Annotated in this window: 22 protein-coding genes and 1 tRNA gene; 11 read left to right on the forward strand and 12 right to left on the reverse strand. The window is 72.8% G+C overall.

Annotation, left to right across the window (positions count from 1 at the left end):
• Positions 1-11 precede the first annotated feature (11 nt).
• The 4 genes from iolD to iolC are packed head-to-tail and all read right to left on the reverse strand — an operon-like array spanning position 12 to position 4,680.
• Positions 12-1,883 (reverse strand): 3D-(3,5/4)-trihydroxycyclohexane-1,2-dione acylhydrolase (decyclizing), encoded by a 1,872-nt coding sequence (gene iolD, locus BU52_RS02910; protein ID WP_037927236.1) that lies wholly within the window; start codon positions 1,881-1,883, stop codon positions 12-14.
• Entirely contained in the window at positions 1,880-2,770 is an 891-nt protein-coding gene (gene iolB, locus BU52_RS02915) for a 5-deoxy-glucuronate isomerase (RefSeq protein WP_037927238.1), read from the reverse strand. The genes iolD and iolB overlap by 4 nt, the downstream gene beginning before the upstream one ends.
• A gap of 28 nt (positions 2,771-2,798) precedes the next feature.
• Positions 2,799-3,674: a Cgl0159 family (beta/alpha)8-fold protein gene (locus tag BU52_RS02920; RefSeq protein ID WP_037927240.1), complete on the reverse strand. Its 876-nt coding sequence runs from the start codon at positions 3,672-3,674 to the stop codon at positions 2,799-2,801.
• 13 nt (positions 3,675-3,687) lie between these two features.
• Positions 3,688-4,680: a 5-dehydro-2-deoxygluconokinase gene (gene iolC, locus BU52_RS02925; protein WP_037927242.1), complete on the reverse strand. Its 993-nt coding sequence runs from the start codon at positions 4,678-4,680 to the stop codon at positions 3,688-3,690.
• 318 nt (positions 4,681-4,998) lie between these two features.
• Between iolC and BU52_RS02930 the strand changes: the two genes are divergently transcribed.
• Genes BU52_RS02930 through BU52_RS02950 form a run of 5 tightly spaced genes read left to right on the forward strand, consistent with a single transcriptional unit; the run spans position 4,999 to position 9,955 of the window.
• Complete coding sequence (locus BU52_RS02930; protein ID WP_037927245.1) at positions 4,999-6,018, forward strand: sugar ABC transporter substrate-binding protein; 1,020 nt, start codon at positions 4,999-5,001, stop codon at positions 6,016-6,018.
• On the forward strand, positions 6,018-7,094 hold the full coding sequence (locus tag BU52_RS02935) for an ABC transporter permease (RefSeq protein WP_037927248.1): 1,077 nt from the start codon (positions 6,018-6,020) through the stop codon (positions 7,092-7,094). Before BU52_RS02930 ends, BU52_RS02935 begins: the two co-directional genes overlap by 1 nt.
• Before the next feature lie 5 nt (positions 7,095-7,099).
• Positions 7,100-8,011: an ATP-binding cassette domain-containing protein gene (locus tag BU52_RS02940; RefSeq protein WP_037927251.1), complete on the forward strand. Its 912-nt coding sequence runs from the start codon at positions 7,100-7,102 to the stop codon at positions 8,009-8,011.
• Position 8,012: 1 nt separating this feature from the next.
• On the forward strand, positions 8,013-8,915 hold the full coding sequence (locus tag BU52_RS02945; RefSeq protein WP_037927254.1) for a sugar phosphate isomerase/epimerase family protein: 903 nt from the start codon (positions 8,013-8,015) through the stop codon (positions 8,913-8,915).
• 20 nt (positions 8,916-8,935) lie between these two features.
• Positions 8,936-9,955 carry a Gfo/Idh/MocA family protein gene (locus BU52_RS02950; RefSeq protein ID WP_037927256.1) on the forward strand — a complete coding sequence of 340 codons (1,020 nt, stop codon included), beginning with the start codon at positions 8,936-8,938 and terminating at the stop codon, positions 9,953-9,955.
• A 59-nt stretch (positions 9,956-10,014) separates the two neighbouring features.
• Here the strand turns inward: BU52_RS02950 and BU52_RS02955 are convergent, their stop codons facing one another.
• Genes BU52_RS02955 through BU52_RS02970 form a run of 4 tightly spaced genes read right to left on the reverse strand, consistent with a single transcriptional unit; the run spans position 10,015 to position 13,294 of the window.
• The gene (locus BU52_RS02955; RefSeq protein WP_037927259.1) at positions 10,015-10,269 is read right to left on the reverse strand and encodes a hypothetical protein; all 255 of its coding nucleotides are present in this window, start codon (positions 10,267-10,269) and stop codon (positions 10,015-10,017) included.
• Complete coding sequence (locus BU52_RS02960; RefSeq protein ID WP_037927261.1) at positions 10,266-11,270, reverse strand: Gfo/Idh/MocA family protein; 1,005 nt, start codon at positions 11,268-11,270, stop codon at positions 10,266-10,268. The genes BU52_RS02955 and BU52_RS02960 overlap by 4 nt, the downstream gene beginning before the upstream one ends.
• Before the next feature lie 52 nt (positions 11,271-11,322).
• Entirely contained in the window at positions 11,323-12,099 is a 777-nt protein-coding gene (locus BU52_RS02965) for an SDR family oxidoreductase (RefSeq protein WP_037927264.1), read from the reverse strand.
• A 19-nt stretch (positions 12,100-12,118) separates the two neighbouring features.
• The gene (locus BU52_RS02970; RefSeq protein WP_037927277.1) at positions 12,119-13,294 is read right to left on the reverse strand and encodes a phytanoyl-CoA dioxygenase family protein; all 1,176 of its coding nucleotides are present in this window, start codon (positions 13,292-13,294) and stop codon (positions 12,119-12,121) included.
• Between the two features lie 109 nt (positions 13,295-13,403).
• On the opposite strand from BU52_RS02970, the gene BU52_RS02975 reads away from it, so the two are divergent.
• Together BU52_RS02975 and BU52_RS02980 are read left to right on the forward strand one after the other, a co-directional pair.
• Entirely contained in the window at positions 13,404-14,438 is a 1,035-nt protein-coding gene (locus BU52_RS02975) for a LacI family DNA-binding transcriptional regulator (RefSeq protein ID WP_037927281.1), read from the forward strand.
• Between the two features lie 75 nt (positions 14,439-14,513).
• Complete coding sequence (locus tag BU52_RS02980; RefSeq protein ID WP_235216243.1) at positions 14,514-15,119, forward strand: TMEM175 family protein; 606 nt, start codon at positions 14,514-14,516, stop codon at positions 15,117-15,119.
• Positions 15,120-15,159: 40 nt separating this feature from the next.
• Here BU52_RS02980 and BU52_RS02985 read toward each other — a convergent pair whose 3' ends face one another.
• A complete protein-coding gene (locus tag BU52_RS02985; protein WP_037927289.1) occupies positions 15,160-16,317 on the reverse strand; it encodes a Gfo/Idh/MocA family protein in 1,158 nt (385 codons plus the stop codon).
• A 164-nt stretch (positions 16,318-16,481) separates the two neighbouring features.
• On the opposite strand from BU52_RS02985, the gene BU52_RS02990 reads away from it, so the two are divergent.
• Positions 16,482-16,555 (forward strand) — tRNA-Pro (locus tag BU52_RS02990).
• Between the two features lie 77 nt (positions 16,556-16,632).
• Here the strand turns inward: BU52_RS02990 and BU52_RS02995 are convergent.
• Positions 16,633-19,206 carry a CHAT domain-containing protein gene (locus tag BU52_RS02995; RefSeq protein WP_235216251.1) on the reverse strand — a complete coding sequence of 858 codons (2,574 nt, stop codon included), beginning with the start codon at positions 19,204-19,206 and terminating at the stop codon, positions 16,633-16,635.
• A 165-nt stretch (positions 19,207-19,371) separates the two neighbouring features.
• Here BU52_RS02995 and BU52_RS03000 point away from each other — a divergent pair, with 165 nt between their 5' ends.
• The 3 genes from BU52_RS03000 to BU52_RS03010 are packed head-to-tail and all read left to right on the forward strand — an operon-like array spanning position 19,372 to position 21,913.
• The gene (locus BU52_RS03000; RefSeq protein ID WP_037927293.1) at positions 19,372-20,802 is read left to right on the forward strand and encodes a S8/S53 family peptidase; all 1,431 of its coding nucleotides are present in this window, start codon (positions 19,372-19,374) and stop codon (positions 20,800-20,802) included.
• A 59-nt stretch (positions 20,803-20,861) separates the two neighbouring features.
• A complete protein-coding gene (locus BU52_RS03005) occupies positions 20,862-21,437 on the forward strand; it encodes an RNA polymerase sigma factor (RefSeq protein WP_037927295.1) in 576 nt (191 codons plus the stop codon).
• Positions 21,434-21,913: a hypothetical protein gene (locus tag BU52_RS03010; RefSeq protein WP_037927300.1), complete on the forward strand. Its 480-nt coding sequence runs from the start codon at positions 21,434-21,436 to the stop codon at positions 21,911-21,913. The genes BU52_RS03005 and BU52_RS03010 overlap by 4 nt, the downstream gene beginning before the upstream one ends.
• A gap of 75 nt (positions 21,914-21,988) precedes the next feature.
• On the opposite strand, the gene BU52_RS03015 is transcribed toward BU52_RS03010, so the two are convergent.
• A complete protein-coding gene (locus BU52_RS03015) occupies positions 21,989-22,786 on the reverse strand; it encodes an N-formylglutamate amidohydrolase (RefSeq protein ID WP_037927303.1) in 798 nt (265 codons plus the stop codon).
• A gap of 460 nt (positions 22,787-23,246) precedes the next feature.
• A complete protein-coding gene (locus BU52_RS03020) occupies positions 23,247-25,466 on the reverse strand; it encodes an NADP-dependent isocitrate dehydrogenase (protein WP_037927305.1) in 2,220 nt (739 codons plus the stop codon).
• Positions 25,467-25,912: the final 446 nt, after the last annotated feature.

Below are 25,912 nucleotides of genomic sequence, written 5' to 3' on the forward strand. Positions count from 1 at the left end.
TGCGGGCGGGTTCAGAGGTGGCGGCGGCGGCCGGCGACCTGCGAGTCGTACCGTTCGCGGGCCCGGACCGCCGCCTCACGGGACGCCACCTCGGCCACCGGGACGTCCCACCAGGCCTCGGCCGGGGGAGCGGTGGGCGTCGGATCCGTCTCGACGTACACGCACGTCGGACGGTCGGAGGCGCGGGCCTCGGCCAGCGCGTCGCGCAGCTCCCGCACGGTCTTGGCGCGCAGCACGTCCATGCCGAGGCTGGCCGCGTTCGCGGCGAGGTCGACGGGCAGCGGGGCGCCGGTGAAGCCGCCGTCGGCGGCGCGGTGGCGGTAGGCGGTGCCGAAGCGCTCGCCGCCGGTCTCCTCGGACAGGCCGCCGATGGAGGCGTAGCCGTGATTCTGGATCAGGACCATGTTGACCGGCAGACCCTCCTGGACGGCGGTGACGATCTCCGTCGGCATCATCAGATAGGTGCCGTCGCCGACCAGCGCCCAGACCGGGGTGCCGGGTGCCGCCTGCTGGACACCCAGGGAGGCCGGGATCTCGTAGCCCATGCAGGAGTAGCCGTACTCCAGGTGGTACTGGCGGGGGCTGCGCGAGCGCCACAGTTTGTGCAGGTCGCCGGGGAGCGAACCGGCCGCGTTGATCACCACGTCCTCGTCGCCGACGACCGCGTCCAGCGCGCCCAGCACCTGCGTCTGGGTCGGGACGGCCGCGTCGTCGTCGGCCCGGTAGGCGGCCTCGACCACCTGCTCCCAGCGCTCCTTGCCGGCCCTGTACTCCGCCTCGTACGGCTCCGGCACCCGGTGCCCGGCGAGGGCCTCGGTGAGCTGCTCCAGACCCGTCCGCGCGTCGCATACCAGGGTGCGCGCCGCCAGCTTGTGGGCGTCGAAGCCGGTGATGTTGAGGTTGAGGAAGCGCACGTCCGGGTGCTGGAAGAGGGTGCCGGAGGCGGTGGTGAAGTCGGAGTACCGCGTGCCGACGCCGATCACCAGGTCGGCGGTGCGCGCGAGTGCGTTGCTCACCGCCGTGCCGGTGTGGCCGATGCCGCCGAGGTCGGCGGGGTGGTCGTGGCGCAGGGAGCCCTTGCCGGTCTGGGTGGAGGCGACGGGGACGCCGGTGGCGTCCACGAACGCCCTCAGTGCCTCCTCCGCCTCGCTGTGGTGCACCCCGCCGCCCGCGACGACCAGCGGCCGCCGCGCCGCCCGTACGGCCGCCGCGGCCGCCGTCAGCTCCACCGGGTCGGGGGCGGGACGGCGCACGGACCAGACCCGCTCGGCGAAGAACTCCTCCGGCCAGTCGTAGGCCTCGGCCTGCACGTCCTGCGGCAGTGCGAGGGTGACGGCGCCGGTCTCGGCCGGGTCGGCGAGCACCCGCACGGCGTTCAGCGCGGAGGGGATCAGCGCCTCGGGGCGGGTGACGCGGTCGAAGTACCTCGACACCGGGCGGAGCGTGTCGTTGACCGACACGTCGGCCTCGACCGGGTGCTCCAGCTGCTGGAGCAGCGGGTCGGCGACGCGGGAGGCGAAGTAGTCGCCGGGGAGCAGCAGCACCGGCAGCCGGTTGATGGTGGCGAGGGCGGCGCCGGTGACCAGGTTGGTCGCCCCGGGACCGATGGAGGTCGTCACCGCCTGCGCCGAGAGCCGGTTCAGCTGGCGGGCGTGGCCGACGGCGGCGTGCACCATCGCCTGCTCGTTGCGGCCCTGGTGGTACGGCATGACGTCGCGGTGCTCGACGAGGGCCTGCCCGATACCGGCCACGTTGCCGTGACCGAAGATGCCCCAGGTGCCGGCGATCAGCCGGCGGCGCACGCCGTCGCGCTCGGTGTACTGGGCGGACAGGAACCGCACCAGGGCCTGGGCGGTCGTCAGTCGGCGGGTGGTGGCACTCATGCGGACCTCTCCGGTGCGGTGTAGAGGGGGAGCCGGGGGTCGACCGGCCGGCCCTGCCAGGTGTCGCGGATCCAGGCGTGGTCGGGGTGGTCGCAGATCAGCCAGGCGCGTTCGGCCCCGGGCCCCGCCATGACGTTGAGGTAGTACATGTGATGGCCCGGCACGGCCATGGAGGGCCCGTGCCAGCCGTCCGGGACGAGGACGACGTCGCCGTCGCGCACCTCTGCCAGGACGTCCGTGTCGCGGCCCGGGCCGGAGGGGGAGACCCGCTGGTAGCCGAGGCCGGGGGTGCCGTCGTGGCCGGTGAACTCGAAGTAGTAGATCTCCTCGAGCACCGACTCCTCGCCCGGCCGGTGCTCGTCGTGCTTGTGCGGCGGGAAGGAGGACCAGTTGCCGCCCGGCGTGAGCACTTCGACGGCGATGAGCTTGTCGCACTCGAACGCGTCCGCGGCGCCGAAGTTGTTGACCTGCCGGGAGCAGTTCCCGGTGCCGCGCAGTTCCACGGGGACGCCGGTGGCCGGCCCGTAACGGGCGGGCAGCCGGCGGGTGCAGCGGGCGCCGGTGAGCGCGAACCGTCCGCCGCCGGCCGAGGACACCGTCGCGCGGGCGTCGCGCGGGACGTAGGCGAAGTCGGTGACACCGTCGAACACACTGGCGCGGCCCGTGAGCTCGAAGGTGTCGTGGCCGTGGTCGTCGTCCGCCGCGACCGTGCAGCCGCCGCTCAGCGGCAGCACGATCCACTCGCTGTCACCGGCGTCGAAGGTGTGGATGCCGCCCGGCTCCAGCTCCAGGACGCGCAGGCTGGAGTAACCCCAGCCGGCGGTCTCGGGGGTCACGTCGACGGCGTAGGGGCCGGCGGCCCCGCCTGCGGGAAGGTGATGCGTCATGCCATGCCTCCGTGGTCGGACGGGCTTCTCACAACAGGCCGACGGCCGTGTCCACCGCCGTCTCCACACTGCCTCCGGCCGGGTAGAGCAGCGAGCGGCCGACGACCATCCCCTGCACCGTGGGCAGCCGCAGCGCCTTGCCCCAGCGTTCGTACGCCGCCTCCTGGTCGCCCACCTCGCCGCCGAGCAGGACGACGGGCAGCGTCGAGGTCCGCAGCACCTCGGACATGTCGTCGACGTCGTCGGTGACCGGCAGCTTCAGCCAGGTGTAGGCGGAGGTGCCGCCCAGCCCGGAGGCGATGGCGATGGAACGGGTGACGGCCTCGGCGGACAGGTCGTTGCGGACCCGGCCGTCCACCCGGCGCGAGATGAACGGCTCCACGAACACCGGCAGCCGGTGCGCGGCCATGGCGTCGACCGCGCGCGCGGCGGACTCCAGGGTGGTCAGCGAGCCCGGGTCGTCGTAGTCGACCCGGACCAGCAGTTTGCCGGCGTCGAAGCCCAGCCGGGCGATGTCCTCGGCGCGGTGGCCGGTGAAGCGGTCGTCCATCTCGAAGGACGCTCCGGCCAGCCCGCCGCGGTTCATCGAACCCATGACGACCTTGTTCTCCAGCGCCCCGAGCAGCAGCAGGTCCTCCAGGATGTCGGCGGTGGCCAGCACCCCGTCCACGCCCGGCCGGGACAGCGCGACGCAGAGACGTTCCAGCAGGTCGGCGCGGTCCGCCATGGCCAGGCGCCGGTCGCCGATGCCGAGCGCGCCCCGGGCGGGGTGGTCGGCGGCCACGATCATCAGCCGGCCGCTGTCGCCGATCAGCGGACGCCGGGCCCGGCGGGCGGCCGCCTCGGCGACGGCCTCGGGATGGCGGGCGCGGACCGCGGTGAGGTCGGGGATGCTGAGATTCAAGGGAGGGCTCCGTTCAGGACTGGCTCGGCAGGCCCGCCGCGTCCGGCGAGGCGGCCCGCGCGAGGAGGTCCGCGACCTCCGACGGGGTCGGCATGGCGGACGAACAGGCGAGGCGCGAGGCGACGAGGGCGCCGGCGGCGTTGGCGTGGCGCATGGTCCGCTCCAGGTCCCAGCCGGACAGCAGGCCGTGGCAGAGCGAGCCGCCGAAGGCGTCTCCCGCACCGAGGCCGTTGACCACCTCGACCGGCACCGGGGGCACCTCGGCCCGGGTACCGTCGCGGTGCACGGCGAGCACGCCCCTGGGGCCCTGCTTGACCACGGCCAGCTCCACACCGGCCGCCAGCAGCGCCTCGGCGCATGCCTCGGGGTCCCGCACGCCGGTGGCGACCTCGCACTCGTCGAGGTTGCCGACCGCCACCGTGGCGTGGCGCAGTGCCTCGCGGTAGTACGGACGCGCCTGGCCGGTGTCCCGCCAGAACATGGGACGCCAGTCCAGGTCGAACACGGTGGTGCCGGCCCTGTCGCGCGCCGCCAGTGCGTCGAGGGTGGCCGAGCGGCTCGGCTCCTCGCTGAGGCCGGTACCGGTGACCCAGAAGATCCCGGCCGCGCGGACGGCGGGCAGGTCCAGCTCCCGGGTGTGGATCTCCAGGTCGGGCGCCTTGGGCCGGCGGTAGAAGTACAGCGGGAAGTCGTCCGGCGGGAAGATCTCGCAGAAGGTCACGGGGGTGGGGTACGCGGGCACGGGGGTGACCCAGCGGTCGTCGACGCCGAAGTCCCTCAGCGCCTCGTGCAGGTAGGTGCCGAACGGGTCGGCCCCCGTGCGGGTGATCACCGCCGTGGAGCGGCCCAGCCGGGCGGCCGCGACCGCGACGTTGGCGGCCGAACCACCCAGGAACTTCCCGAATGTCTCCACTCGTGACAGCGGCACACCGGTCTGCAGGGGATAAAGATCGACCCCGATGCGACCCATGGTGATCAGGTCGAAATACTGTGGTGAGTCGGCCATGAAGCGATGCTCCTGAAACGCTTGGGGATGCGGGTCCCGGGACGCCCTGCCACGGTGGGGGGCGTGGATTCCAGGGACCTGCCGCCTCTCAGGTGTAGGTCTCGGAGGGCGGCGATGTCAATAGTTTGTACTTACATTCGGACGAGCGCGTGAAATGATGTCTTAACAAAGTATTGACAGTAGCCGTATCTGGGGATTGGATCGCGTCCCAGCACGACAGCCGTGTGCCACGGCACACACCCGGATCTCCGAGGCTCCGGGCACCGGATCCTCGGACTCCCGCCCTTTCCCCGCGTAGCACAGTGAGGTGCAGGACAGATGGACCGCTCTTCTCTCACCCGCTCCCGCAGAATCGCGCCGTTCGTCGCGGTCGCAGCGGCAGCCGCCCTGACCCTCGCCGGCTGTTCCAGCGGTTCGGGCGGCAAGAAGTCCGAGGAAGGCGGCGCCGACGCCTCGGCGGGCAAGGCCTCGACGCCCCGTATGACGGTCGCTCTCGTCACCCACCAGTCCCCCGGTGACACCTTCTGGGACATCGTCCGCAAGGGCGCCCAGGCCGCCGCGGACAAGGACAACGTCAAGCTCGTCTACTCCGCCGACCCGAACGCCGGCAACCAGGCCAACCTGGTGCAGAACGCGATCGACCAGAAGGTCGACGGCATCGCCGTCACCCTCGCCAAGCCGGACGCGCTCAAGGGCGTCATAGCCAAGGCCGAGGCGGTCGGCATCCCGGTCGTCGGCCTCAACTCCGGCGTGAGCGACTGGAAGGACCTCGGCCTGCTGGAGTTCTTCGGCCAGGACGAGTCCGTCGCGGGCGAGGCCTTCGGCAAGAAGCTCAACGAGGTCGGCGCGAAGAACGCCGTCTGCGTCGTCCAGGAACAGGGCAACGTCGGCCTGACCCAGCGCTGCGACGGGGTGAAGAAGACCTTCGAGGGCAAGACCCAGGTCCTCAACGTCAACGGCACGGACATGCCCTCGGTCAAGTCGACGATCACCGCGAAGCTCAAGCAGGACTCCTCCATCGACTACGTCGTCACCCTCGGCGCGCCCTTCGCGCTGACCGCGGTGCAGTCCGTGGAAGAGTCCGGAAGCAAGGCGAAGGTCGCCACCTTCGACCTCAACAAGCAGCTGACCGGGGCCATCAAGGACGGCGGCATCCAGTTCGCGGTGGACCAGCAGCCCTACCTCCAGGGCTACCTCGCCGTCGACGGGCTGTGGCTCTACAAGAACAACGGCAACTACAGCGGCGGCGGTGAGCAGCCGGTGCTCACCGGCCCGGCGTTCGTCGACGAGTCCAACGTCGACGCGGTCTCCGAGTTCGCCGGGAAGGGCACTCGGTGATGAGCAAGGCCCAACAGGCTGAGCCGGCGGTGAACACACCGCCGGCCCCCGGCCCCCGGCAGACCGACGGCCGGACGGCGCGGCGCCCGCTGGCGCTGCGCCTGCTCGCCCGGCCCGAGGTCGGCGTGTTCCTGGGTGCCGTGGCCGTCCTGGTGTTCTTCCTGTTCGCCGCCCCGCCGGTGCGGGACGGCAGCTCGATGGCGAACATCCTGTACCAGTCGTCGACCATCGGGATCATGGCGCTGCCCGTGGCCCTGCTGATGATCGGCGGCGAGTTCGACCTCTCGGCCGGTGTCGCCGTCGTCACCTCGGCGCTGACCGCGAGCATGCTCAGCTACCAGCTCACCCTGAACGTGTGGGTGGGCGTGGTCGTCGCCCTGGTGGTGTCCCTCGCCGTCGGCATGTTCAACGGCTGGATGCTGGTAAAGACGGGACTGCCGAGCTTCCTGGTCACCCTCGGCACCTTCCTGATCCTGCAGGGCGTCAACCTCGCGGTGACCAAGCTGGTCACCGGCAACGTCGCCACCGACGACATCAGCGACATGGACGGCTTCGACCAGGCCCAGGCGCTCTTCGCCTCCAGCTTCGACGTCGGCGGCGTCCAGGTGAAGATCACCGTGGTGTGGTGGCTGGTCTTCGCCGCCCTGGCCACCTGGGTCCTGCTGCGCACCAAGTACGGCAACTGGGTCTTCGCGGTCGGCGGCAACAAGGAGAGCGCCCGCGCGGTCGGCGTCCCCGTCACCTTCACCAAGATCTCGCTGTTCATGCTGGTCGGCTTCGGCGCCTGGTTCGTCGGCATGCACAACCTGTTCTCCTTCAACACCGTGCAGTCCGGCGAGGGCGTGGGCCAGGAGCTCATCTACATCGCCGCGGCGGTCATCGGCGGCTGTCTGCTGACCGGCGGCTACGGCTCCGCGATCGGGCCCGTCTTCGGCGCCTTCATGTTCGGCATGGTGCAGCAGGGCATCGTCTACGCCGGCTGGAACCCCGACTGGTTCAAGGCCTTCCTCGGCGTGATGCTCCTCGGCGCCGTCCTCATCAATCTGTGGGTCCAGCGCACGGCGACCCGGAGGTGACCGCAATGACCGACAAGACGACCTCCGCCCACGGTGCCGCCCCGACGGGCACCCCGGCCGACGGCGACCGCCCCCTGGTCGAACTCCGCGCGGCCGGCAAGTCCTACGGCAACATCCGCGCGCTGCACGGCGTCGACCTCACCGTCCACCCCGGCAAGGTGACCTGCGTCCTCGGCGACAACGGCGCCGGCAAGTCCACCCTCATCAAGATCATCTCCGGACTTCACCAGCACACCGAGGGCGAGTTCCTCGTCGACGGCGGGCCGGTGCGCTTCTCCACCCCGCGCGAGGCCCTCGACAAGGGCATCGCCACCGTCTACCAGGACCTCGCGGTCGTGCCGCTGATGCCGGTGTGGCGGAACTTCTTCCTCGGCTCCGAGGTGACCAAGGGGCCCTGGCCCGTCCGCCGCCTCGACATCGACCGGATGAAGAAGACGGCCGACGAGGAACTGCGCAACATGGGCATCGTCCTGGACGACCTGGAGCAGCCCATCGGCACGCTCTCCGGCGGCCAGCGCCAGTGCGTCGCCATCGCCCGTGCGGTCTACTTCGGCGCCCGCGTCCTCATCCTCGACGAGCCGACCGCCGCCCTCGGCGTCAAGCAGTCCGGTGTGGTCCTGAAGTACATCGCGATGGCCCGCGACCGCGGCCTCGGCGTCATCTTCATCACCCACAACCCGCACCACGCGTACATGGTGGGCGACCACTTCAGCGTGCTGCGCCTGGGCACCATGGAGCTCAGCGCCGACCGCAGCGAGGTGAGCCTCGAGGAGCTGACCAACCACATGGCAGGCGGCGCGGAACTGGCCGCGCTCAAGCACGAGCTGGCGCAGGTCCGCGGTGTCGACACCGCGGGGCTCCCCGAGGAGGGTGACCTGCAGGCCCCCGTAGCCGCAACTCCGGAAGGGAAGTCCTGACATGGCAGTCGCCCTCGACCGCATCCGGGTCGGCTCCGCCCCCGACTCCTGGGGCGTCTGGTTCCCCGACGACCCCCAGCAGGTGCCCTGGCGGCGCTTCCTCGACGAGGTCGCCGAGGCCGGCTACTCCTGGATCGAGCTCGGCCCCTACGGCTACCTCCCCACCGACCCGGCCCGCCTCACCGAGGAGGTGGAGCGGCGGGGCCTGAGGGTCTCCGCCGGCACCATCTTCTGCGGGCTGCACCGCGGACCGTCCGAGTGGGACGCCACCTGGGAGCAGGTCAGCCGCGTCGCCGCCCTCACCCGGGACATGGACGCGAAGCACCTCGTCGTCATCCCGTCCTTCTGGCGCGACGACAAGACCGCCGAGATCCTGGAGCCGCCGGAGCTCACCACCGAGCAGTGGGGCCACCTCACCCGGGGCATGGAACGCCTCGGCCGCGAGGTGAAGGAGACGTACGGGCTCGACATCGTCGTCCACCCGCACGCCGACACCCACATCGACACCGAGGAGCACGTCGAGCGCTTCCTCGACTCGACCGACTCCGGCCTGGTCAGCCTCTGCCTGGACACCGGCCACTACGCCTACTGCGGCGGCGACAGCGTGAAGCTGATCGAGACCTACGGCGAGCGCATCGGCTACCTCCATCTCAAGCAGGTCGACCCGGAGATCCTCGCCGACGTCGTCAGGAACGAGATCCCGTTCGGGCCCGCCGTCCAGCGCGGGGTGATGTGCGAACCGCCCGCCGGTGTCCCCGAGCTGGGTCCGGTCCTCACGGCCGCCCAGAAGCTCGGGGTGGACCTGTTCGCGATCGTCGAGCAGGACATGTACCCCTGCGAGCCGGACAAGCCCCTGCCGATCGCGGTACGCACCCGCGCGTTCCTCCGTTCCTGCGGCGCCTGACGACCGGAGGGAGACGCGAGATGAACCGGTTCCGGCCTCTGGGCATCGCCGTCGTCGGCACCGGCCGCATGGGCGCGGACCACGTACGCCGGATCGACCGGGTCATCAGCGGCGCGCGGGTCACCGCCGTCGTGGACATCGACGCCGAACGGGCCGAGGCCGTCGCCGCGGGCGTCGACGGCTGCACCGCCCACACCGACCCGGCCGCCGCGATGGCGGCGGCCGACGTCGACGCCGTACTCGTCGCCTCCCCGGGGCCGGCCCACGAGGCCGCCCTGCTCACCGCGTTCGAGCACGATCTGCCCGTGCTGTGCGAGAAGCCGCTCACCCCCGACGCGGCCTCCGCCCTGCGCGTCATGGAAGCCGAAGCGGCCCTCGGCCACCGGAGGGTCCAGGTCGGCTTCATGCGCCGCTACGACACCGAGTACGTGCGGCTCAAGGCCCTGCTGGAGACCGGCCGGCTGGGCCGCCCGCTCATGCTGCACAACCGGCACCGCAACGTGGCCAGCCCGCCCTTCTTCACCAGCTCCATGCTGATCAGCGACTCGGTGGCCCACGAGGTGGACGCCACCCGCTGGCTCCTCGGCCACGAGATCACCGCCGTCACCGTCCTGCGCCCCACTCGGTCGGCCGGAGCCCCCGAGGGACTGCGCGACCCGCAGTTCGTCGTCCTGGAGACCGACGGCGGCGCGCTCTCGGACGTCGAGATCTTCGTCAACTGCGGATTCGGCTACCAGGTGCAGGCCGAGGTGGTCTGCGAACTCGGCACCGCCCGCATCGGCGACGGCCACGCCCTGGTCACCACCATGGCCGGCCGCTGGGGCGGCACCGTCGCCCAGGACTGGACCGAGCGCTTCGCCCAGGCCTACGACGACGAGGTGCAGGCCTGGGTCGACACCACCCGCCGCGGCGAGGTCACCGGCCCCAGCACCTGGGACGGCTACGCCGCCGCGGCCGTCTGCGAGGCGGGCGTCCGGGCGCTGGAGGACGGCCGCCGGGTGGCGGTCGACCTGGTGGAGAGACCGCCGCTGTACCGCTGACCCCACGCGTGACGGCCGCCCCCGAGGGAGCGGCCGTCACCCGTGGGGTGCCCGAGACGTCAGCCGGTCGCGGCGCGCGGGCGCGGAGCGAGCCCCGCCGCCTCGTGGCACGCGTCGATGAGCCGCATGGTCGTCACCGCGTCGTCGGCGTCCGGCGCGAGCGGTGCGCCCTCGCGCACCCGGGCGGCGAACGCCTCCGTCTGGTACGTGCACGACGACCGGGTGCCCAGGTGCTCCCTGCGCTCGCCGCCCGCGGTGCGCACCACGATCCGGGGGACTCCGGTGCGCAGGGGTTCCCGGCCGGGCCCGCTCATGCCTGCCGTACCTCCTCGAGGGTGACGGGACGGTGCTCGTGCAGCGACAGGGTGCACGCCTCGGCGATCCAGCCGGCCTCCAGGGCGTCCGCGACCGTGCACGGCGAGGGGCGGGAGCCCGCCACGACCTCGGTGAACGCGGTCAGCTCGGCCCGGTAGGCGGCCGTGAAGCGGTCCATGAAGAAGTCGTGGGGGGTGCCGGCAGGGAAGGTCACGCCCGGCTCCACCGACCGCAGCGGCAGCTTGTCCTCCAGGCCCACCGCGATGGAGTCCTCGAAACCGTGGAGCTCCATGCGGACGTCGTAACCCCGCCCGTTGTGACGGCTGTTGGAGACCACCGCGAGGGTGCCGTCGTCCAGGGTGAGGACCGCTCCCGTGGTGTCGGCGTCACCGGCCTCCCTGATGTAGCCGGCGCCCCGGTTGCCGCCCGCCGCGTACACCTCGGTGACCTCGCGGCCGGTCACCCAGCGGATGATGTCGAAGTCGTGCACCGAGCAGTCCCGGAAGATGCCCCCGGACGCGGCGATGTACGCGGCCGGCGGCGGCGCCGGGTCGAGCGTGGTCGAGCGCACGGTGTGCAGCCTGCCCAGCTCCCCGCCCCGCACGGCGGCCCGCGCGGCGACGAAGCCGGCGTCGAAGCGGCGGTTGAAGCCGATCTGGATCGGCACGTCCCGCCCTGCGACCGCCTTCAGCACCTCCACCCCCTCGGCCATGGTCCTGGCCACGGGCTTCTCGCAGAAGACGGGGACGCCCGCCTCCGCGCAGGCCAGGATCAGCGCCGGGTGGGCGTCCGTCGCCGCGGCGACGACCACGCCGTCCACCCCGGCCGCGAGCATCGCCTCGGGGGAGTCCGCGACCTCGGCGCCGAACCGCTCGGCGGCGGCCTTCGCGGCGTCCGTGAACGGGTCGGAGACGACGAGGGAGCCGACGGCGTCGAGCCCGGACAGGGTCTCGGCGTGGAAGGCGCCGATGCGGCCGAGGCCGAGGATTCCGATGCGCATGAGGCGGTGCTCCTTGAGTGCGGGTGGTGCGGACGAGTGGGGGGAGAGGGGTTCAGTCGAGGCCGCCGAGGACGTTCTGATCCCAGTCGATCACGGACCCGGTGACCACGCCGGAACGGTCGGAGAGCAGCAGGACCACGAAGTCGGCGATCTCGTCCGGCAGGCCGAGCCTGCCCATCGGCAGCCGCGCGGCGGCCTGTTCGCGCCAGTCGTCCCCGGCGCCGTGGAAGGTGCGCTGGGTGGCGTCCTCGCCCTCGGTGGCGGTCCAGCCGATGTTCAGGCCGTTGATCCGGATCCGGTCCCAGCGGTGGGCGTGCGCCGCGTTGCGGGTCAGGCCGATCAGCCCGGCCTTCGCGGCGACGTAGGGCGCCAGGAAGGGCTGCCCGCCGTGCGCCGAGGAGGTGATGACGTTGACGATCGTGCCGGGCTCCTCGCGCCGCACCATGTCCGCGACGGCGGCCTGCATCGCGAAGAACGGCGCCCTGAGGTTGATCGCGACGTGCTGGTCGAACAGCTCGGGCGTGGTGTCGAGGAGCGTCCCGCGCGCGGTCAGGCCGGCGGAGTTGACCAGGCAGTCGATCCGGCCGTGCGCCTCCACCACCCGGGCGACCGAGGCCCGGGCCTGCCCCGCGTCGGCCAGGTCGGCCCGTACGAACGACGCCGTGCCGCCCCGGGCGGTCAGCTCGGCGACCAGCGCCTCACCGGGCTCCGGGCGCCGCCCGCTGACGGCGACGACCGCCCCCTCACGGACCGCGGCGCGCGCGACGGCGGCGCCGACGCCCTGGCTGCCGCCGTTGACCAGGACGACCTTGTCGTCGAGAAGTCCCATGATCTGTTCCGGGTTCCTTTCAGCTCTCGCGCCGCTTGGCACCGGCACGCAGTTCGCCCCGCAGGGTCCGCGGGGTCCACCCCTCGCGCAGCGCCCGGCGCACGACGTCGGCCTGCGAGGGCGGGGCCAGACCGTCGACCGGCGGGTCGTTGTCGAGGTTGGTGGGGAAGGGGTAGCCCTCGGCGCTCGCCGCGATCACGTTCTCCAGCCACTGTTCCCCGGCGCCCTCGGCCCTGCGGCCCAGCAGCACCGGGTACACGGCGCTCACCACGGCCTCGCGGTCCACGGTCTCCATGGCCCGTCCGAACGCGGAGGACACCTGCAGCAGGTTGGCCATGCGCCGGATGTCCGCCGAGTGGTTGGCGCCGGCGGCGTGGAACAGCGCCGGGTTGAAGAACACCGCGTCCCCCTTGGCGAGCGGCAGCTGGACGTGGTGCTCCTCGAAGTACGCCCGGAACCCGGGGAGCCGCCAGGCGAGATAACCGGGCTCGAACTTCTGCGAGTGCGGCAGGTACAGCGTCGGCCCGGACTCGACGGGCATGTCGCAGTGCGCCACCGCGCCCTGGAGCGTGAGCGCGGGGGAGAGGCGGTGCACCTGCGCCGGGTAGGCCGCGGCGACGTCGTTGGACAGGAACCCGAGGTGGTAGTCGCGGTGCGCCGTCTGCGCGGCCCCGCCCGGGTTGACCACGTTGACCTGGGAGGTGACCTGGTAGCCGGGGCCGAGCCAGGCGGAGGAGACCAGGGCGATCACCTCGTTTGCGTAGTAGTCGGCGAACGCCTGCGGGTCGTACAGGGCCGCCTTCTCCAGGGCGTTCCACACCCGGTCGTTGGCGCCCGGCGCGGCGAAGTGGTCACCGGCGGTGGCGCCCGAGGCGCGCTGTTCGGCGATCAGGGCGTCGAACACGGCGCTGGTCCGGTCCACGACCGCCGGGTCGGGAAAGGCATCGCGCACGACCACGATGCCGGGCCCGCCGGCCAGGGCGCGCACCAGTTCGGCCTGCACGGCGCGGCGGTCGGCGAGGGCGAGCCGTTCGGCGTCGTAGAGCAGCACGTTCCGCTCGACGGCACTGGCGTGCGGGTGGGCGGCGAGGTCGGTCTCCTGCTCGACCAGTGCGCGGAAGGTCTCCAGGTCGCAGTCCCGCTCGGACAGCCAGGCGGCCGGCGCGGGGTCCTGCACGGAGGAGGATGCGGACATGAAGTCGTCCCTTCGGGTCACGGAGCGACGCGGCTGATGTCATTCTTGTCAGTACAAACCCTTCGAACAACCATCAGGAAGCCATCAAAAACCCCTCAGGAGCAGTCGCATGGGCCACCCGTTCCCGATCAGGGAAATCGCACGTCAGGCCGGGTTGAGCGAGGCCACCGTGGACCGTGTCCTCAACGGCCGGGGCGGGGTGCGGGAGAGCACCGCGCGAGAGGTGCACCGGGCGATGGCCGACCTGGACCGGCAGCGCACCCAGGTCCGTCTGGTCGGCCGCACGTTCATGGTGGACATCGTGATGCAGTCGCCGGAGCGGTTCTCCACCGCCGTCCGCGCCGCCCTGGAGGCCGAACTGCCCTCCCTGCACCCGGCGGTGGTCCGCTCCCGCTTCCACTTCCGCGAGACGGGCCCGGCGGAGGAACTGGTCGCGGTCCTCGACCGGATCGGCCGGCGCGGCTCACAGGGCGTGGTCCTCAAGGCGCCCGACGTCCCCGAGGTCACCGCCGCCGTCGCCCGGCTCGCGGCGGCGGGCGTCCCGGTCGTGACCCTGGTGACGGACCTGCCCGCGAGCGCCCGGCTCGGCCACGTCGGCAGCGACAACCGGGCGGCGGGAGCCACCGCCGCCTACCTCATGGGGCAGTGGCTGGGCGACCGCCCCGGCAACGTGCTCACCAGCCTTTCCAGCGGCTTCTTCCGCAACGAGGAGGAGCGCGAGATGGGCTTCCGCAGCGCCATGCGCGCCCGGTACCCCGGGCGGGCCCTCGTCGAGATCACCGAGGGGCAGGGCCTGGACGCCACCCAGTACGACCTGGTCCGGGACGCCCTGGACCGCGACCCGGAGATCCGCGCGGTGTACTCGATCGGCGGCGGCAACATCGCCACCCTGCGGGCCTTCGAGGACGCCGGGCGCGAGTGCGCCGTGTTCGTGGCGCACGACCTCGACCAGGACAACACCCGGCTGCTGCGCGAGCACCGGCTGTCCGCCGTGCTCCATCACGATCTGCGCCACGACGTGCGGGAGGCCTGTCACCTCGTGATGCGCGCCCACGGCGCGCTGCCGCCCACCGGGCCCACCCTGCCCTCCGCCATCCAGGTGGTGACCCCCTACAACATGCCGCCCACCGCGTTGGCCGGGTGAGGGCCCGCGGGGAGCGCACCCCGGCCCGGGCGTGTACCCCCGCCCGCCGGGCCGGGCCTGCCTACCGTCGTGCGCATGAGGAAACCGACCCCGGAGGGCGGGCCCGAACGGCTGGTGACACTGGCCGACGGCGTGTTCGCCATCGCCATCACCCTGCTGGTCCTGGACATCTCCGTGCCCCAGGGGCTGGACTCCGCGCAGTTCCACCGGGCGCTCAGCGACACGCTGCCGAACCTGGGGGCCTACGGCATCAGCCTGGCGGTGCTGGCCGGTTTCTGGCGTGAGCACCGGGCGATCTTCCGTGGCGTCCAGCAGGTGGACGGGGACGTGATCACGCTGACCGTGCTCGGTCTCGGACTGGCGGCCCTGGTGCCGTTCCCCACCGCCCTGGTCTCGGAGTACGGCGACGAGCAGGTCTCCGTGATCATCTACTCGGCGGTGGTCGCCTCCCTCGGCGCCGTCCACCTCACGCTCGCCGCCCTGGTCGCCCGGCGACCCTGGCTGCGCGGCGGAGCCGCACCCGTGCGGGACCGGGTGCTCTCCACCGTCGACCTGGGGGCGACGGTGGTGGTCTTCCTGGTGACGATCCCGTTGACCCTGCTCGTCGGGCCCGCGTCGATGTGGTGGTGGCTGGTCCTGGTACCGGTCAAGGTCTGGCTGGGCCGAAGGGAGAACGCCTGACGCGGCGGGTGGGTGGGGGTTCCCGCGGCGAGGAGGGACGTCAGTACGCCACCGGCACCCACGCCCCGCTCTCCGCCGACCGCGCCATCGCGTCCAGCACCACGGCACTGCGCACGGCGTCGCCGAGCGTGGCGCCGTACGGGACGCCCTCGGCGACGGAACGCAGGAAGCGGTAGGCCTCGATCACCTTCAGGTCGTCGAACCCCATGGCGTTCGCGGCACCCGGCTGGAAGGCACCGAACTCGCCGTGGCCGGGCCCCACGTAGACGGTGCTGACGGGCTGGTCCTGGTAGTCGGTGCCGCGGCTGACGCCGAGTTCGTTCATCCGCCGGAAGTCCCAGAACACCGCGCCCCGCGTGCCGTGCACCTCGAAGCCGTAGTTGTTCTGCTCGCCCACCGAGACGCGGCAGGCCTCCAGCACCCCGCGCGCGCCGGAGGCGAACCGCAGCAGGCAGTTGACGTAGTCCTCGTTCTCCACGGCGCCGAGCTCGCCGCCCGTCGCGCGGGAGTGGCCGGCCGTGGCGCCCGCCGGACGGGCCCGCTCGGACAGGAAGACGGCCGTGTCGGCGGTCAGGGAGTCGATGTCACCGAGCAGGAACCGGGCCAGGTCGGCGCCGTGCGAGGCCAGGTCGCCCAGCACCCCGCTACCGCCCCGTTCCCGCTCGTAACGCCAGGTCAGGGCACCCTCAGGATGGGCGGCGTAGTCGCTGAAGAGGCGGAGGCGCACATGGGTGACCGTGCCGATCTCGCCGGAGGCGATCAGCTCACGGGCCACCTCCACGGCGGGCGCGTTGCGGTAGTTGAAGCCGACCGTGCCCTGCACCCCCGCCCGGGCGACCGCGTCGGCCACCGCGCGGGCGTCCTCGGGGCCGAGTCCCACCGGCTTCTCGATCCAGACGTGCTTGCCGGCCTCGGCCATCGCGACACCGATCTCGCGGTGCAGGAAGTTGGGGGCGGTGATGCTCACCGCCCGCACGCGTGGATCGGCGGCCACCTCGCGCCAGTCGCGGGCAGCCGAGGCGAACCCGAACCGCGCGGCGGCCTCCTCGGCCCTGCCCGGCACCTCCTCGGCGACCGTAATCAGCTCAGGACGCAGGGGCAGGAGCGGATAGTGGTGCGCCACGCGCGCGTAGGCCTGGGTGTGCACCCGCCCCATCCAGCCGAATCCCACGACGGCGACACCCAGCGCATCCACCATGAACGCCTCTCTCCGGCCCGGTCCGAGTCCTGCCCGCCCACCCTCCGCGCCGCGCATGCGTCATGTCAACCTTTTGACAGGACAATATCCGGCGCCCCGGAGCCACCGCTCACATGAGGTAGGGTTGACCTGCTTGATCACGCGGTCCGCCGCGCGAGAGGCATCGGGACGTGGCGCAGCTTGGTAGCGCACTTGACTGGGGGTCAAGGGGTCGCAGGTTCAAATCCTGTCGTCCCGACGGAAGCCGAAGGGAGCCGCACCGGATTCATCCGGTGCGGCTCCCTTCGTCGCGCGTGGGCCGGTCGGTCGGCCGGCTCACGCCGCCCCGAAGGCGGTGAACGCCCACCCCGTCGCACGGTGCAGCGCGTCCGCCGGGAGCGCGGCGCGGGCGTCACGCAGCGCCTCCGCCAAGGAGAGACCGGCGTCGAGCCCCTGGTGCAGGGCGAGCATCAGCGGCACGACGGCCGCGTCGTTGACGGGGGCACTGCACGCCACCACTCCCACCGTGCCCAGCGGCAGCAACGCCGTGACCAGGCCCAGGAGTTCGTCGGCTCCCACCGTGGCGAACCGGGCGGTGTCGCAGCAGGACAGGATGATCCGGTACGGGCTGCGGTCCAGCCGCTCGAAGTCGTGCACGATCAGCGGCCCGTCTGCCATGCGCAGCGAGGAGAACAGCGGGCCGTCCGCCCGGAACGCGCCGTGCGCCGCGATGTGCGCCAGCGCGGCCCCGTCCAGCTCGGTCAGCACCCGCGGCACCGTCGCGTCCTCGTACTCCAGGACCGTCGCACCACGGTAGCGGCCCGCCAGCACCGGCACCTCCGCGCCGCCCGTCGCGAGACCCGGCCCGCGCACCAGCACCTGACGGCCCCCGCGCGGCGGCGCGGTCTCCTTGGCGCGCAGCCAGCTGCCGGCCGACGGCGACACGCTCAGCACCCGCTCCCGCAGTGAGGGCAGCAGCGCCCACGGCACCCGGTGCAGCCGCCCCGGCGGCACGACCACCACCGGGCCGTCCCCCAGGTGTGCGGCCGCCGGGCCCAGCAGCAGCTCCTCCAGCCGGCGGCCCGCCGCCTCCACCACCGGCAGCCGGGCGGCCGCCCCGGGATGGGCCAGCCGCCGCAGCCCCGCCTGCACGTGCTCGGCCTCGGTCTCCGCCGCCGCCAGCAGTCCCGCCTCGAACCGCCGCACCCTGCCCCGTCCGCACAGCAGCACCTGGACCCGCCCGTCGAGCACGGCCAGTTCCACGAGTTGCCCGTCGCCGCTGTCGCGGAGCCGCGCGAGCAGCCGGCCGACGTCGAAACGGTCACCGCCGTCGAATGCCTCACCGCGCATGTGCAGCGTCCGCGAGCGGATCTCCCTCTCCAGGCGCCGCTGTTCCCGCTCCAGGGCCGGCACGGGCCTGCCCTCCATGCGGGCCTCCTCCGCGCGGGCGGCGATCTCCCGGTAGGCGGTCATGCCGCTGAGCAGCGCCGGGTCGGCCGGCGGCCGGGTGGGCGGTGCGGACAGCGCGGTGGCCCGCCAGCGTTCGCTCCACACCAGCAGCCGCCGCGGCCCGCCGGAGACGAGACTGGCCTGCTGCGCGAGGGCGGCCAGTTCCGCGCCCTGCGCCGTGGCGCGGGCCCGCAACTCCGAGGCCCCCAGCGTCATCCGGTGGTCGTCCAGCACGTCCAGGCCCCGTCGGCAGGCCTCCAGCACCCCACGCGCGGAACCGGCGGCCTGCGCGCGCAGCGCCTGTGCCGCCCAACCCGTCATCCGCGCGAGCGGCGGCCCGCCGCGCCTGCTGCGCGCGGCCACCGCCAGATGCCGCTCCGCGTCCGCCGTCCGGCCGAGGTCCAGCGCGATCCGGCCCGCGAGCAGCGAGGCCTCGGGAGCGGCCGGGGCACCGAGCGCGGCCAGCTTCTCCGCCACCGCCGCCGCGTCCGCGACCAGCCGGCGCGACCCGCGTCCGGCGGCGTGCCTCGCCCCGATCAGCACCAGCCGGGCGTGCGTCTCCCACCAGGTGCGCCGCTGTCCCGCGAACAGCCGCACGGCCAGTGCCGCGCGGGCGATCGCCGTCTGCGGCTCGTCCGCCAGCCGCGCCGCCCGCGCGGCGGCCAGCAGCAGCTCCGCCTTGCGCGTCGACTGCCCGCCGATCCCGTCCAGCGCCCGGATCGCCGCGTCCGCCTCGGCCAGCGCCTCCGCGGCCAGCCCCGCGGCCATCAGCACCTCGCAGCGCCGGATGCTCAGCATGAACGTCGGCGTGCCCAGTTCGGCGTACCGCTTCTCCGCCTCGTCGAGCAGCCGCAGGGCCGCGGGGACGTCGCCCGAGCGGAACGCGGCCAGCCCCCGGCTCTCCACGGCGTCCGCCTTGTCGTGCTCCTGGCCGGTGGTGTCCCACAGGGCCTCCGCCGCCGTGAAGTCGGCCTCCGCCCGCTCCACGGCCCCGAGCGCCAGGTGCACCGTCGCCCGCAGCGTCAGCGCCCGCGCCGTCCAGATGACGTCGTCGGCCTGCCGCAGCACGGGAATCGCCCGCCGTACGTCCTCCAGCGCCTCCCGGTGATGGCCCAGCACCCACCACGCGTACGCCCGCCGGAACAGCACCCTCGCGCGTGTGTGCCCCGTACCGCGCTCGACACCCCGCCGCAGCGCGTCCAGCCCGTGCCGGGTACGCCCCGCGTGGACCAGCGCGACCCCGAGCGTGGCGAGGACGTCCGCCTCCCGCTCGGCGGAGTCCGCGCGTGCCGCCCAGGCCCTGGCCCGCCGCAGATGGTTCAGGGCGAGCCGCATGTCGCCGAAGTCCCGTTGCCAGATGCCGATCACCTGGTGCGCGACGGAGGCGTGCAGCGGCGCCGGACGGTCCCCCAGGACCCCTTCCGCCCTCGCCAGCGCCTCACCCGGGGCGGCGAACACCATCGGCAGCAGTTCCAGCACCGTGTCGCTTCCCGCTGTCACCCCACGATCGTAGTGGTCCGCAACCACGCCCCACAGGTTCGACGTTGTATCAAACGCCCGCGCTGCGGCTCTGTATCACGACAGCTCCGCGGCTCCGGTCACCGTCGCCCGAGTGGAGGACACGCCATGGCACCACAGAGATTCCGTGAGCAGTTCACACAGATCCAGCGCTCGATGCCCGGCGTCCCCCTGGCGGTGGGGCCGGACGACGCGGGTGAGTTCCTCTACGAGAAGGGTGTCGTCCTCGCCCGCGACGGAGAGGAGGCCCGCGTCGTCGAGGACGCCGTACGACAGCACTTCACCACCTTCGCCGGCCTCACCCCTGACCATGTGCGCCGCGCGAGCCCGGAGACCAGCCGTTCCGGCATCACCCGCATCCGCGTCGCCGACCCCGGCGAGGGCGACGGCAGCGGCGACCCGGCGGTCGCGGGAGCCCTGCGGGCGCTCTCGGCGGCCGAGGGCAGGGCCGGACGCCGGCTGATCAGCCGCAATCACGTGGTGTCCATCGCGGTCAACGCCTGCCCCGGCGACGAGCCCGTACCCGTGGCGCCCGGCGGGCGGCCCAACCCGGCCGTCGCCGACGGCGCCCACGACCCGGAGAGCGCCGTCGGCGTCCTCGTCATCGACACCGGCCTCATGCACGACCACCGCTCCTACCCACTGCTCGCCCACACCCGCGGCGACGCCCAGGTCGCGGAGTGCGACGACGACGGGATCCTCCAGCAGTACTGCGGCCACGGCACGTTCATCGCCGGGCTCGTCGCCGCCGTCGCCCCCAACACCGACATCACCGTCCGGGGCACGCTCAACGACGCCGGCGCCGTCCTGGAGTCCGAGTTCGGCGAGAAGCTCTTCGACGCCGTCGACCGGGACGGCTGGCCCGACGTCATCAGCCTCTCCGCCGGCACGTCCAACGGCCGTACCGACGGTCTCCTCGGTGTCGACGCCTTCATGCGGGAACTGCGCGAGCGGCGCACCCTGCTGGTCGCCGCGGCCGGCAACAACGGCAGCGCCACACCCTTCTGGCCCGCCGCCTACGCCGACCTCCCGGGCTACGAGAACGCCGTGCTGTCGGTCGGCGCGCTGCGCGCGGACGGCGAGTTCGGCGCCTGCTTCAGCAACCACGGCGGCTGGGTCAAGGCCTACGCCCCCGGCGAGCGTCTGGTGAGCGCCCTCACCGGCTTCGACAGCCCCGTACCGTACGTGTACCAGCACTCCACCTACGACGCCTGCCGCTACGGCTTCACCTACGCCTGCACCTGCCACCACCCGCGTCACACCGGCGTACTGAGCGAGGACGGCGGCTCGGGCAAACCGGACCAGGTGATGTTCGAAGGGCTCGCCCAGTGGAGCGGGACCTCGTTCGCCACCCCCGTCGCGGTCGGCATGATCGCCGCCCACATGACCGCGCGGGCGGAGACCGACCCGCGCAAGGCACGCCGGCAACTGATGGACGCCACCACCGAGTTCGCCGAAGTGCGTGGGGCGCACGTCCCGGCGCTCCTGCCGCCCACCTGGCGCCCCACGCAGGTCTCGCCGCCCCCGGCCGGGGCATGAGGACCGGATCCGTCCCCTCCGCGGCGTACCATGACGTGCCGTACACGAGGGGTGGGACCGTGGAGCGTAGTGAAATCGGCGCGTTGGTCCGGTCCGCTGTCGACGGTGACGCGGCGGCCTGGAAGGCGATCGTGGAAGGGCTGGGCCCCCTGGTGTGGTCCGTGGTGCGCGCGCACCGGCTGTCCGACGCCGACGCGCACGAGGTCTACCAGACCGTGTGGTTCCGGTTCGCCCAGCACCTGGGACGGCTGCGGGAACCGGAGAAGGCGGGTTCCTGGCTGGCCAGTACCGCGCGGCACGAGTGCCTCAAGGTGTACAGGAACGCGCGCCGGCTGATGCTGACCGACGATCCGCATGTGCTGGACCGGGTCAGTGAGGACGGCTCGCCGGAGCAGTCGCTGCTGGAGGCGGAGGAGGCGGCCGCACAGAGCGAACGCGTGCGGCGGCTGTGGCAGGAGTTCGAGGAACTGGGCGAGCGGTGCAGGCAGTTGCTGCGCGTGCTGATCGCCTCGCCGCCGCCCAGCTATCAGGAGGTGTCCGCCGCGCTCGACATCGCGGTGGGCAGCATCGGACCGCTGCGCCAGCGCTGTCTGCGCCGGCTGCGGGCCCGGCTCGAGTCACGGGGGGCGGCGTGAGCGACGCGAACGGCACCAACGACGACACCGAGTCCGACGACGACTTCGACACCGGGCTGCTGGAGGAGGAGCTCCGGCAGGCGGCGGCGGTCCTGGACCCGCTGCCCCCGGCGCTGCTGCAGAGCGCCGTCGACGCCTACGCGCTGCACGACCTCGACGCCCGGGTGGCCGAGCTGACCTTCGACTCGCTGGTCGACGCGCTCCCGGTCAGGGGGGCGACGGACGCGCCGCGCCTGCTGACGTTCACCGCCGGGGAGGTCATGCTGGACGTCGAGGTGACCGAGCAGGGGCTGATCGGCCAGGTGCTGCCGCCCGGGCCGGTCCGCGTCGAGCTGCTCGGCGGCCCGCAGCCGGCCGCCGCGCTCACCGCCGACGACATGGGCCGCTTCACCGCCGGCACGGCGCCCTCCGGTCCGTTCGCGCTGCGCCTGCGCACCGGCGACGACGTGGTGGTCACGGAGTGGCTCCGCGTGTAGCCCTTCCGGGCCGCTGCCCCCGGACCCCGGCTCCTCGAACTCGCCCGGAGGGAGCCGGATTGCGCCGTGGCGGCATCAGCGGGAGGCCGCGTCGACCAGGGTGGCGAGTGCCGAGGCGAGCCCGCGCAGACCCGGGCCCGCGGGGCCGCCCGGCTCGGTCATGTAGGTGTCGCGGCGGATCTCGACCATCAGCGCGGACACCTCGGCCCGCTCGCCGTAGAACTCCAGCGGAACGTACGTACCGGCGAACGGGCTGTCCAGTCCCGTCCGCCCGCACGACGCGAACGCCTCGCGGGCGGCGTCGAGCAGCCCGGGCGGCGTGTGGAAGGAGTCGGTTCCCAGGCACACCTCGGGACGCGGCCCCTCGCCGTGCAGCTCGTAGGGCAGCGGCACACTCGGATACGAGTGCACGTCGATGACCACGGCCCGCCCGGTCGCCGCGAGCCGGCCGGCGACCGCCTCCGTCATCGCCCGCGCGTACGGCCGGAAGTACCGTGCGATCAGCGGCTCGGCGTCGAATCCGTCGGGCCGCAGCACCTCCTTGTGCGTGGTCCGCGTGTAGACCGCGCCCATGCCGACGGCCAGCATCTCCTCCCGCCCGTCCGGGAACCGCTCCGGGTCGACGACCAGCCGCGACAACCGGTTCACGAACCGCCAGGGCGTGACACCGGCCGCCCGGGCGGCGGCCTCGGCGACCGACGCGGTGTGCGCGTCGGTGATGTGGTCCAGCTCCCGCTCCAGCGCGGCGTCGTCGAGCACGATCCCGGACCGTACGCCGGCCGGTATCTCCCTCGCGGAGTGCGGGACGTGGAGGATCACGGGGGAGTCCGCGTCGCCTGGAAGGAACTCGAAGGACGGCGGGACATCGGTCATGCGGCTGCTCCGGGGTGTCGGTGGTGCACGGCGTGATCACGGTGCCACACACCACTGACAACGCCGCCGGCACACCGGCCGGGAAGCCGGTGGGGGCAACCGATCACCCCCGTGCACGGTCGGCCCTGCCGGGCCACCGCCACGGCAGCGACTCCGGCGGGACGTGCCCGAGCGGGACGCGACGCCGCTGAAGTGGTCGTCGGCCCCGGCGGGGCCGCCACGCGGGCCCCGGAGACTGCACGCGGCGCGGCGGGTCGTCGGGCCGCGCGCGGGACGTGTCCGGGGGCGACGCGCCGGGCTGCGGACTGTGGTCGGTCCCGGCAGGTGGGGGTGCGGTGGCCGGGACACCGAGCGCGGCCCGTACGCGTGTGCGGGGCCGCCGTCAGGCCCTCGCGCGGACCGGGAAAGGGCTCCGCCCCGGCCGGAGGGTTCCGGCCGGGGCGGAGCGGGGCCGCTCGGGTCAGCTCAGGGACGCCAGTGCCTCGTTCCACGTCGTGGACGGGCGCATGACCTCGGCCGCCTTGGCCGGGTCGGGCTGGTAGTAGCCGCCGATCTCGGCCGGCCGGCCCTGCGCCGCGATCAGCTCCTCGACGATCTTCGCCTCGTTGGCGGCGAGCGTCTCGGCGAACGGGGCGAAGGCCTTCGCCAGGTCCGCGTCCTCGGTCTGCGCGGCCAGCTCCTGTGCCCAGTACAGGGACAGGTAGAAGTGGCTGCCGCGGTTGTCGATACCGCCGACGCGACGGGTCGGGGACTTGTCCTCGTTGAGGAACGTCGCCGTGGCGCGGTCGAGGGTGTCGGCGAGGACCTTGGCACGGGCGTTGCCGGTGGTCTCGGCGTACTGCTCCAGCGACGGCACCAGCGCGAAGAACTCACCGAGCGAGTCCCAGCGCAGGTAGTTCTCCTTGACCAGCTGCTGCACGTGCTTCGGCGCCGAGCCGCCCGCGCCCGTCTCGAACAGGCCGCCGCCCGCCATCAGCGGGACGACCGACAGCATCTTGGCGCTGGTGCCCAGCTCCAGGATCGGGAACAGGTCGGTGAGGTAGTCACGCAGCACGTTGCCGGTCACCGAGATGGTGTTCTCGCCGCGGCGGATGCGCTCCACCGACAGCTTGGTCGCCTCGACGGGGGACAGGACGCGGATGTCCAGGCCCTCGGTGTCGTGCTCCTGAAGGTACTGCTCGACCTTGGCGATCAGGTTGGCGTCGTGCGCGCGGGTGGCGTCCAGCCAGAACACCGCCGGGTCGCCGGTGGCGCGGGCACGGGTGACGGCCAGCTTCACCCAGTCGCGGATCGGGGCGTCCTTGGTCTGGCAGGCGCGGAAGATGTCACCGGCGGAGACGGCCTGCTCGATGACGGCGTTGCCGTCCGCGTCGACCAGCCGGACCGTGCCCGTGACGGGGATCTCGAAGGTCTTGTCGTGGCTGCCGTACTCCTCGGCCTTCTGCGCCATCAGACCGACGTTCGGCACCGACCCCATGGTGGACGGGTCGTAGGCGCCGTGGGCACGGCAGTCCTCGATCACGGCCTGGTAGACACCGGCGTAGCTGGAGTCCGGGAGCACCGCGAGGGTGTCGGCCTCCTGGCCGTCCGGGCCCCACATGTGGCCCGAGGTGCGGATCATGGCGGGCATGGAGGCGTCGACGATGACGTCCGAGGGGACGTGCAGGTTGGTGATGCCCTTGTCGGAGTCGACCATGGCCAGCTCCGGGCCCTCGGCGAGCTCGGCGTCGAAGGACGCCTTGATCTCGGCGCCCTCGGGCAGCGACTCCAGGCCCTTGTGGATGCCGCCCAGACCGTCGTTCGGGGTGAGGCCGGCCGCGGCGAGCTTGTCGCCGTACGTCGCGAACGTCTTCGGGAAGAACGCGCGCACCACGTGACCGAAGACGATCGGGTCGGAGACCTTCATCATCGTGGCCTTGAGGTGCACCGAGAACAGCACGCCCTCCTGCTTGGCACGGGCGACCTGCGCGGTCAGGAACTCGCGCAGCGCGGCGACGCGCATCACGGAGGCGTCGACGACCTCGCCCTTCAGGACGGGTACGGACTCGCGCAGCACGGTCGTGGAGCCGTCGTCGCCCTTGAGCTCGATGCGCAGCGCGCCGTCCTCGGCGATGACGACCGACTTCTCGGTGGAGCGGAAGTCGTCCGTGCCCATGGTGGCGACGTTGGTCTTCGACTCGGCGGTCCAGGCGCCCATGCGGTGCGGGTGGGCCTTGGCGTAGTTCTTCACCGAGGCGGGGGCGCGGCGGTCGGAGTTGCCCTCGCGCAGGACCGGGTTCACGGCGGAACCCTTGATCTTGTCGTAGCGGGCGCGGATCTCGCGCTCCTCGTCGCTCTTCGGGTCGTCCGGGTAGTCCGGCAGCGCGTAGCCCTGGCCCTGGAGCTCGGCGATCGCGGCCTTGAGCTGCGGGATCGACGCCGAGATGTTCGGCAGCTTGATGATGTTGGCCGCGGGCGTCTTCGCGAGCTCACCGAGTTCCGCGAGGGCGTCCGGGATGCGCTGGTCCTCGGTCAGGTACTCCGGGAACACGGCGATGATGCGCCCGGCCAGCGAGATGTCCCGCGTCTCCACGGGGACACCCGCCTGCGAGGCGTACGCCTGGACCACCGGCAGGAAGGAATACGTCGCCAGGGCCGGGGCCTCGTCAGTGTGCGTATAGATGATGGTCGAGTCAGTCACCGGGTGCTCCGCTCCACGTCTGCAACATTGCTCGACATCAAGATATCTTGTGACGGCCCGCGGCTCGACAGGGGGCGGAGGCCGCTTGCCCTCGGGCACGGGCCGTCGGGCCGTCAGCCACGCCACCTGGCCGGGTTGACCCGGGGCGGCGGCCGGCCCTCGTGGTCCGGGTCCCGGAACGGCAGCGGCGCCTTGCTGGTCGGCCGACCGACGCGTGCCGGGGGGACCGCGCGGGTGCCGTACGTCCCGTGTCGAACCGGCACGGGGAGCCGCGGCCCGATGCGCAGCGGGTGGTGGGAGTGCCGGTTCAGCGAGGTAGCGGGCGTCCCGGTGCCGTGTTGAACTGAGCGGAGTGCGCGTCACCGCGGCGCCGACCGGGCCGCGGTGTGACATGACCACCTGCAGGCGTACGTCACGGTGTGCGACATCGAGGATGCGGAGGCGGC

The organism is Streptomyces toyocaensis (genome assembly GCF_000725125.1).
GTDB lineage: Bacteria > Actinomycetota > Actinomycetes > Streptomycetales > Streptomycetaceae > Streptomyces > Streptomyces toyocaensis.

Bases quoted from the DNA above. Each gene is read 5' to 3' on its own strand.
- iolD (WP_037927236.1), bottom strand. From the start codon at position 1,883: ATGAGTGCCACCACCCGCCGACTGACGACCGCCCAGGCCCTGGTGCGG.
- iolB (WP_037927238.1), bottom strand. From the start codon at position 2,770: ATGACGCATCACCTTCCCGCAGGCGGGGCCGCCGGCCCCTACGCCGTC.
- iolC (WP_037927242.1), bottom strand. From the start codon at position 4,680: ATGGCCGACTCACCACAGTATTTCGACCTGATCACCATGGGTCGCATC.
- BU52_RS02930 (WP_037927245.1), top strand. From the start codon at position 4,999: ATGGACCGCTCTTCTCTCACCCGCTCCCGCAGAATCGCGCCGTTCGTC.
- BU52_RS02935 (WP_037927248.1), top strand. From the start codon at position 6,018: ATGAGCAAGGCCCAACAGGCTGAGCCGGCGGTGAACACACCGCCGGCC.
- BU52_RS02940 (WP_037927251.1), top strand. From the start codon at position 7,100: ATGACCGACAAGACGACCTCCGCCCACGGTGCCGCCCCGACGGGCACC.
- BU52_RS02945 (WP_037927254.1), top strand. From the start codon at position 8,013: ATGGCAGTCGCCCTCGACCGCATCCGGGTCGGCTCCGCCCCCGACTCC.
- BU52_RS02950 (WP_037927256.1), top strand. From the start codon at position 8,936: ATGAACCGGTTCCGGCCTCTGGGCATCGCCGTCGTCGGCACCGGCCGC.
- BU52_RS02955 (WP_037927259.1), bottom strand. From the start codon at position 10,269: ATGAGCGGGCCCGGCCGGGAACCCCTGCGCACCGGAGTCCCCCGGATC.
- BU52_RS02960 (WP_037927261.1), bottom strand. From the start codon at position 11,270: ATGCGCATCGGAATCCTCGGCCTCGGCCGCATCGGCGCCTTCCACGCC.
- BU52_RS02965 (WP_037927264.1), bottom strand. From the start codon at position 12,099: ATGGGACTTCTCGACGACAAGGTCGTCCTGGTCAACGGCGGCAGCCAG.
- BU52_RS02970 (WP_037927277.1), bottom strand. From the start codon at position 13,294: ATGTCCGCATCCTCCTCCGTGCAGGACCCCGCGCCGGCCGCCTGGCTG.
- BU52_RS02975 (WP_037927281.1), top strand. From the start codon at position 13,404: ATGGGCCACCCGTTCCCGATCAGGGAAATCGCACGTCAGGCCGGGTTG.
- BU52_RS02980 (WP_235216243.1), top strand. From the start codon at position 14,514: ATGAGGAAACCGACCCCGGAGGGCGGGCCCGAACGGCTGGTGACACTG.
- BU52_RS02985 (WP_037927289.1), bottom strand. From the start codon at position 16,317: ATGGTGGATGCGCTGGGTGTCGCCGTCGTGGGATTCGGCTGGATGGGG.
- BU52_RS02995 (WP_235216251.1), bottom strand. From the start codon at position 19,206: ATGGTGTTCGCCGCCCCGGGTGAGGCGCTGGCGAGGGCGGAAGGGGTC.
- BU52_RS03000 (WP_037927293.1), top strand. From the start codon at position 19,372: ATGGCACCACAGAGATTCCGTGAGCAGTTCACACAGATCCAGCGCTCG.
- BU52_RS03015 (WP_037927303.1), bottom strand. From the start codon at position 22,786: ATGACCGATGTCCCGCCGTCCTTCGAGTTCCTTCCAGGCGACGCGGAC.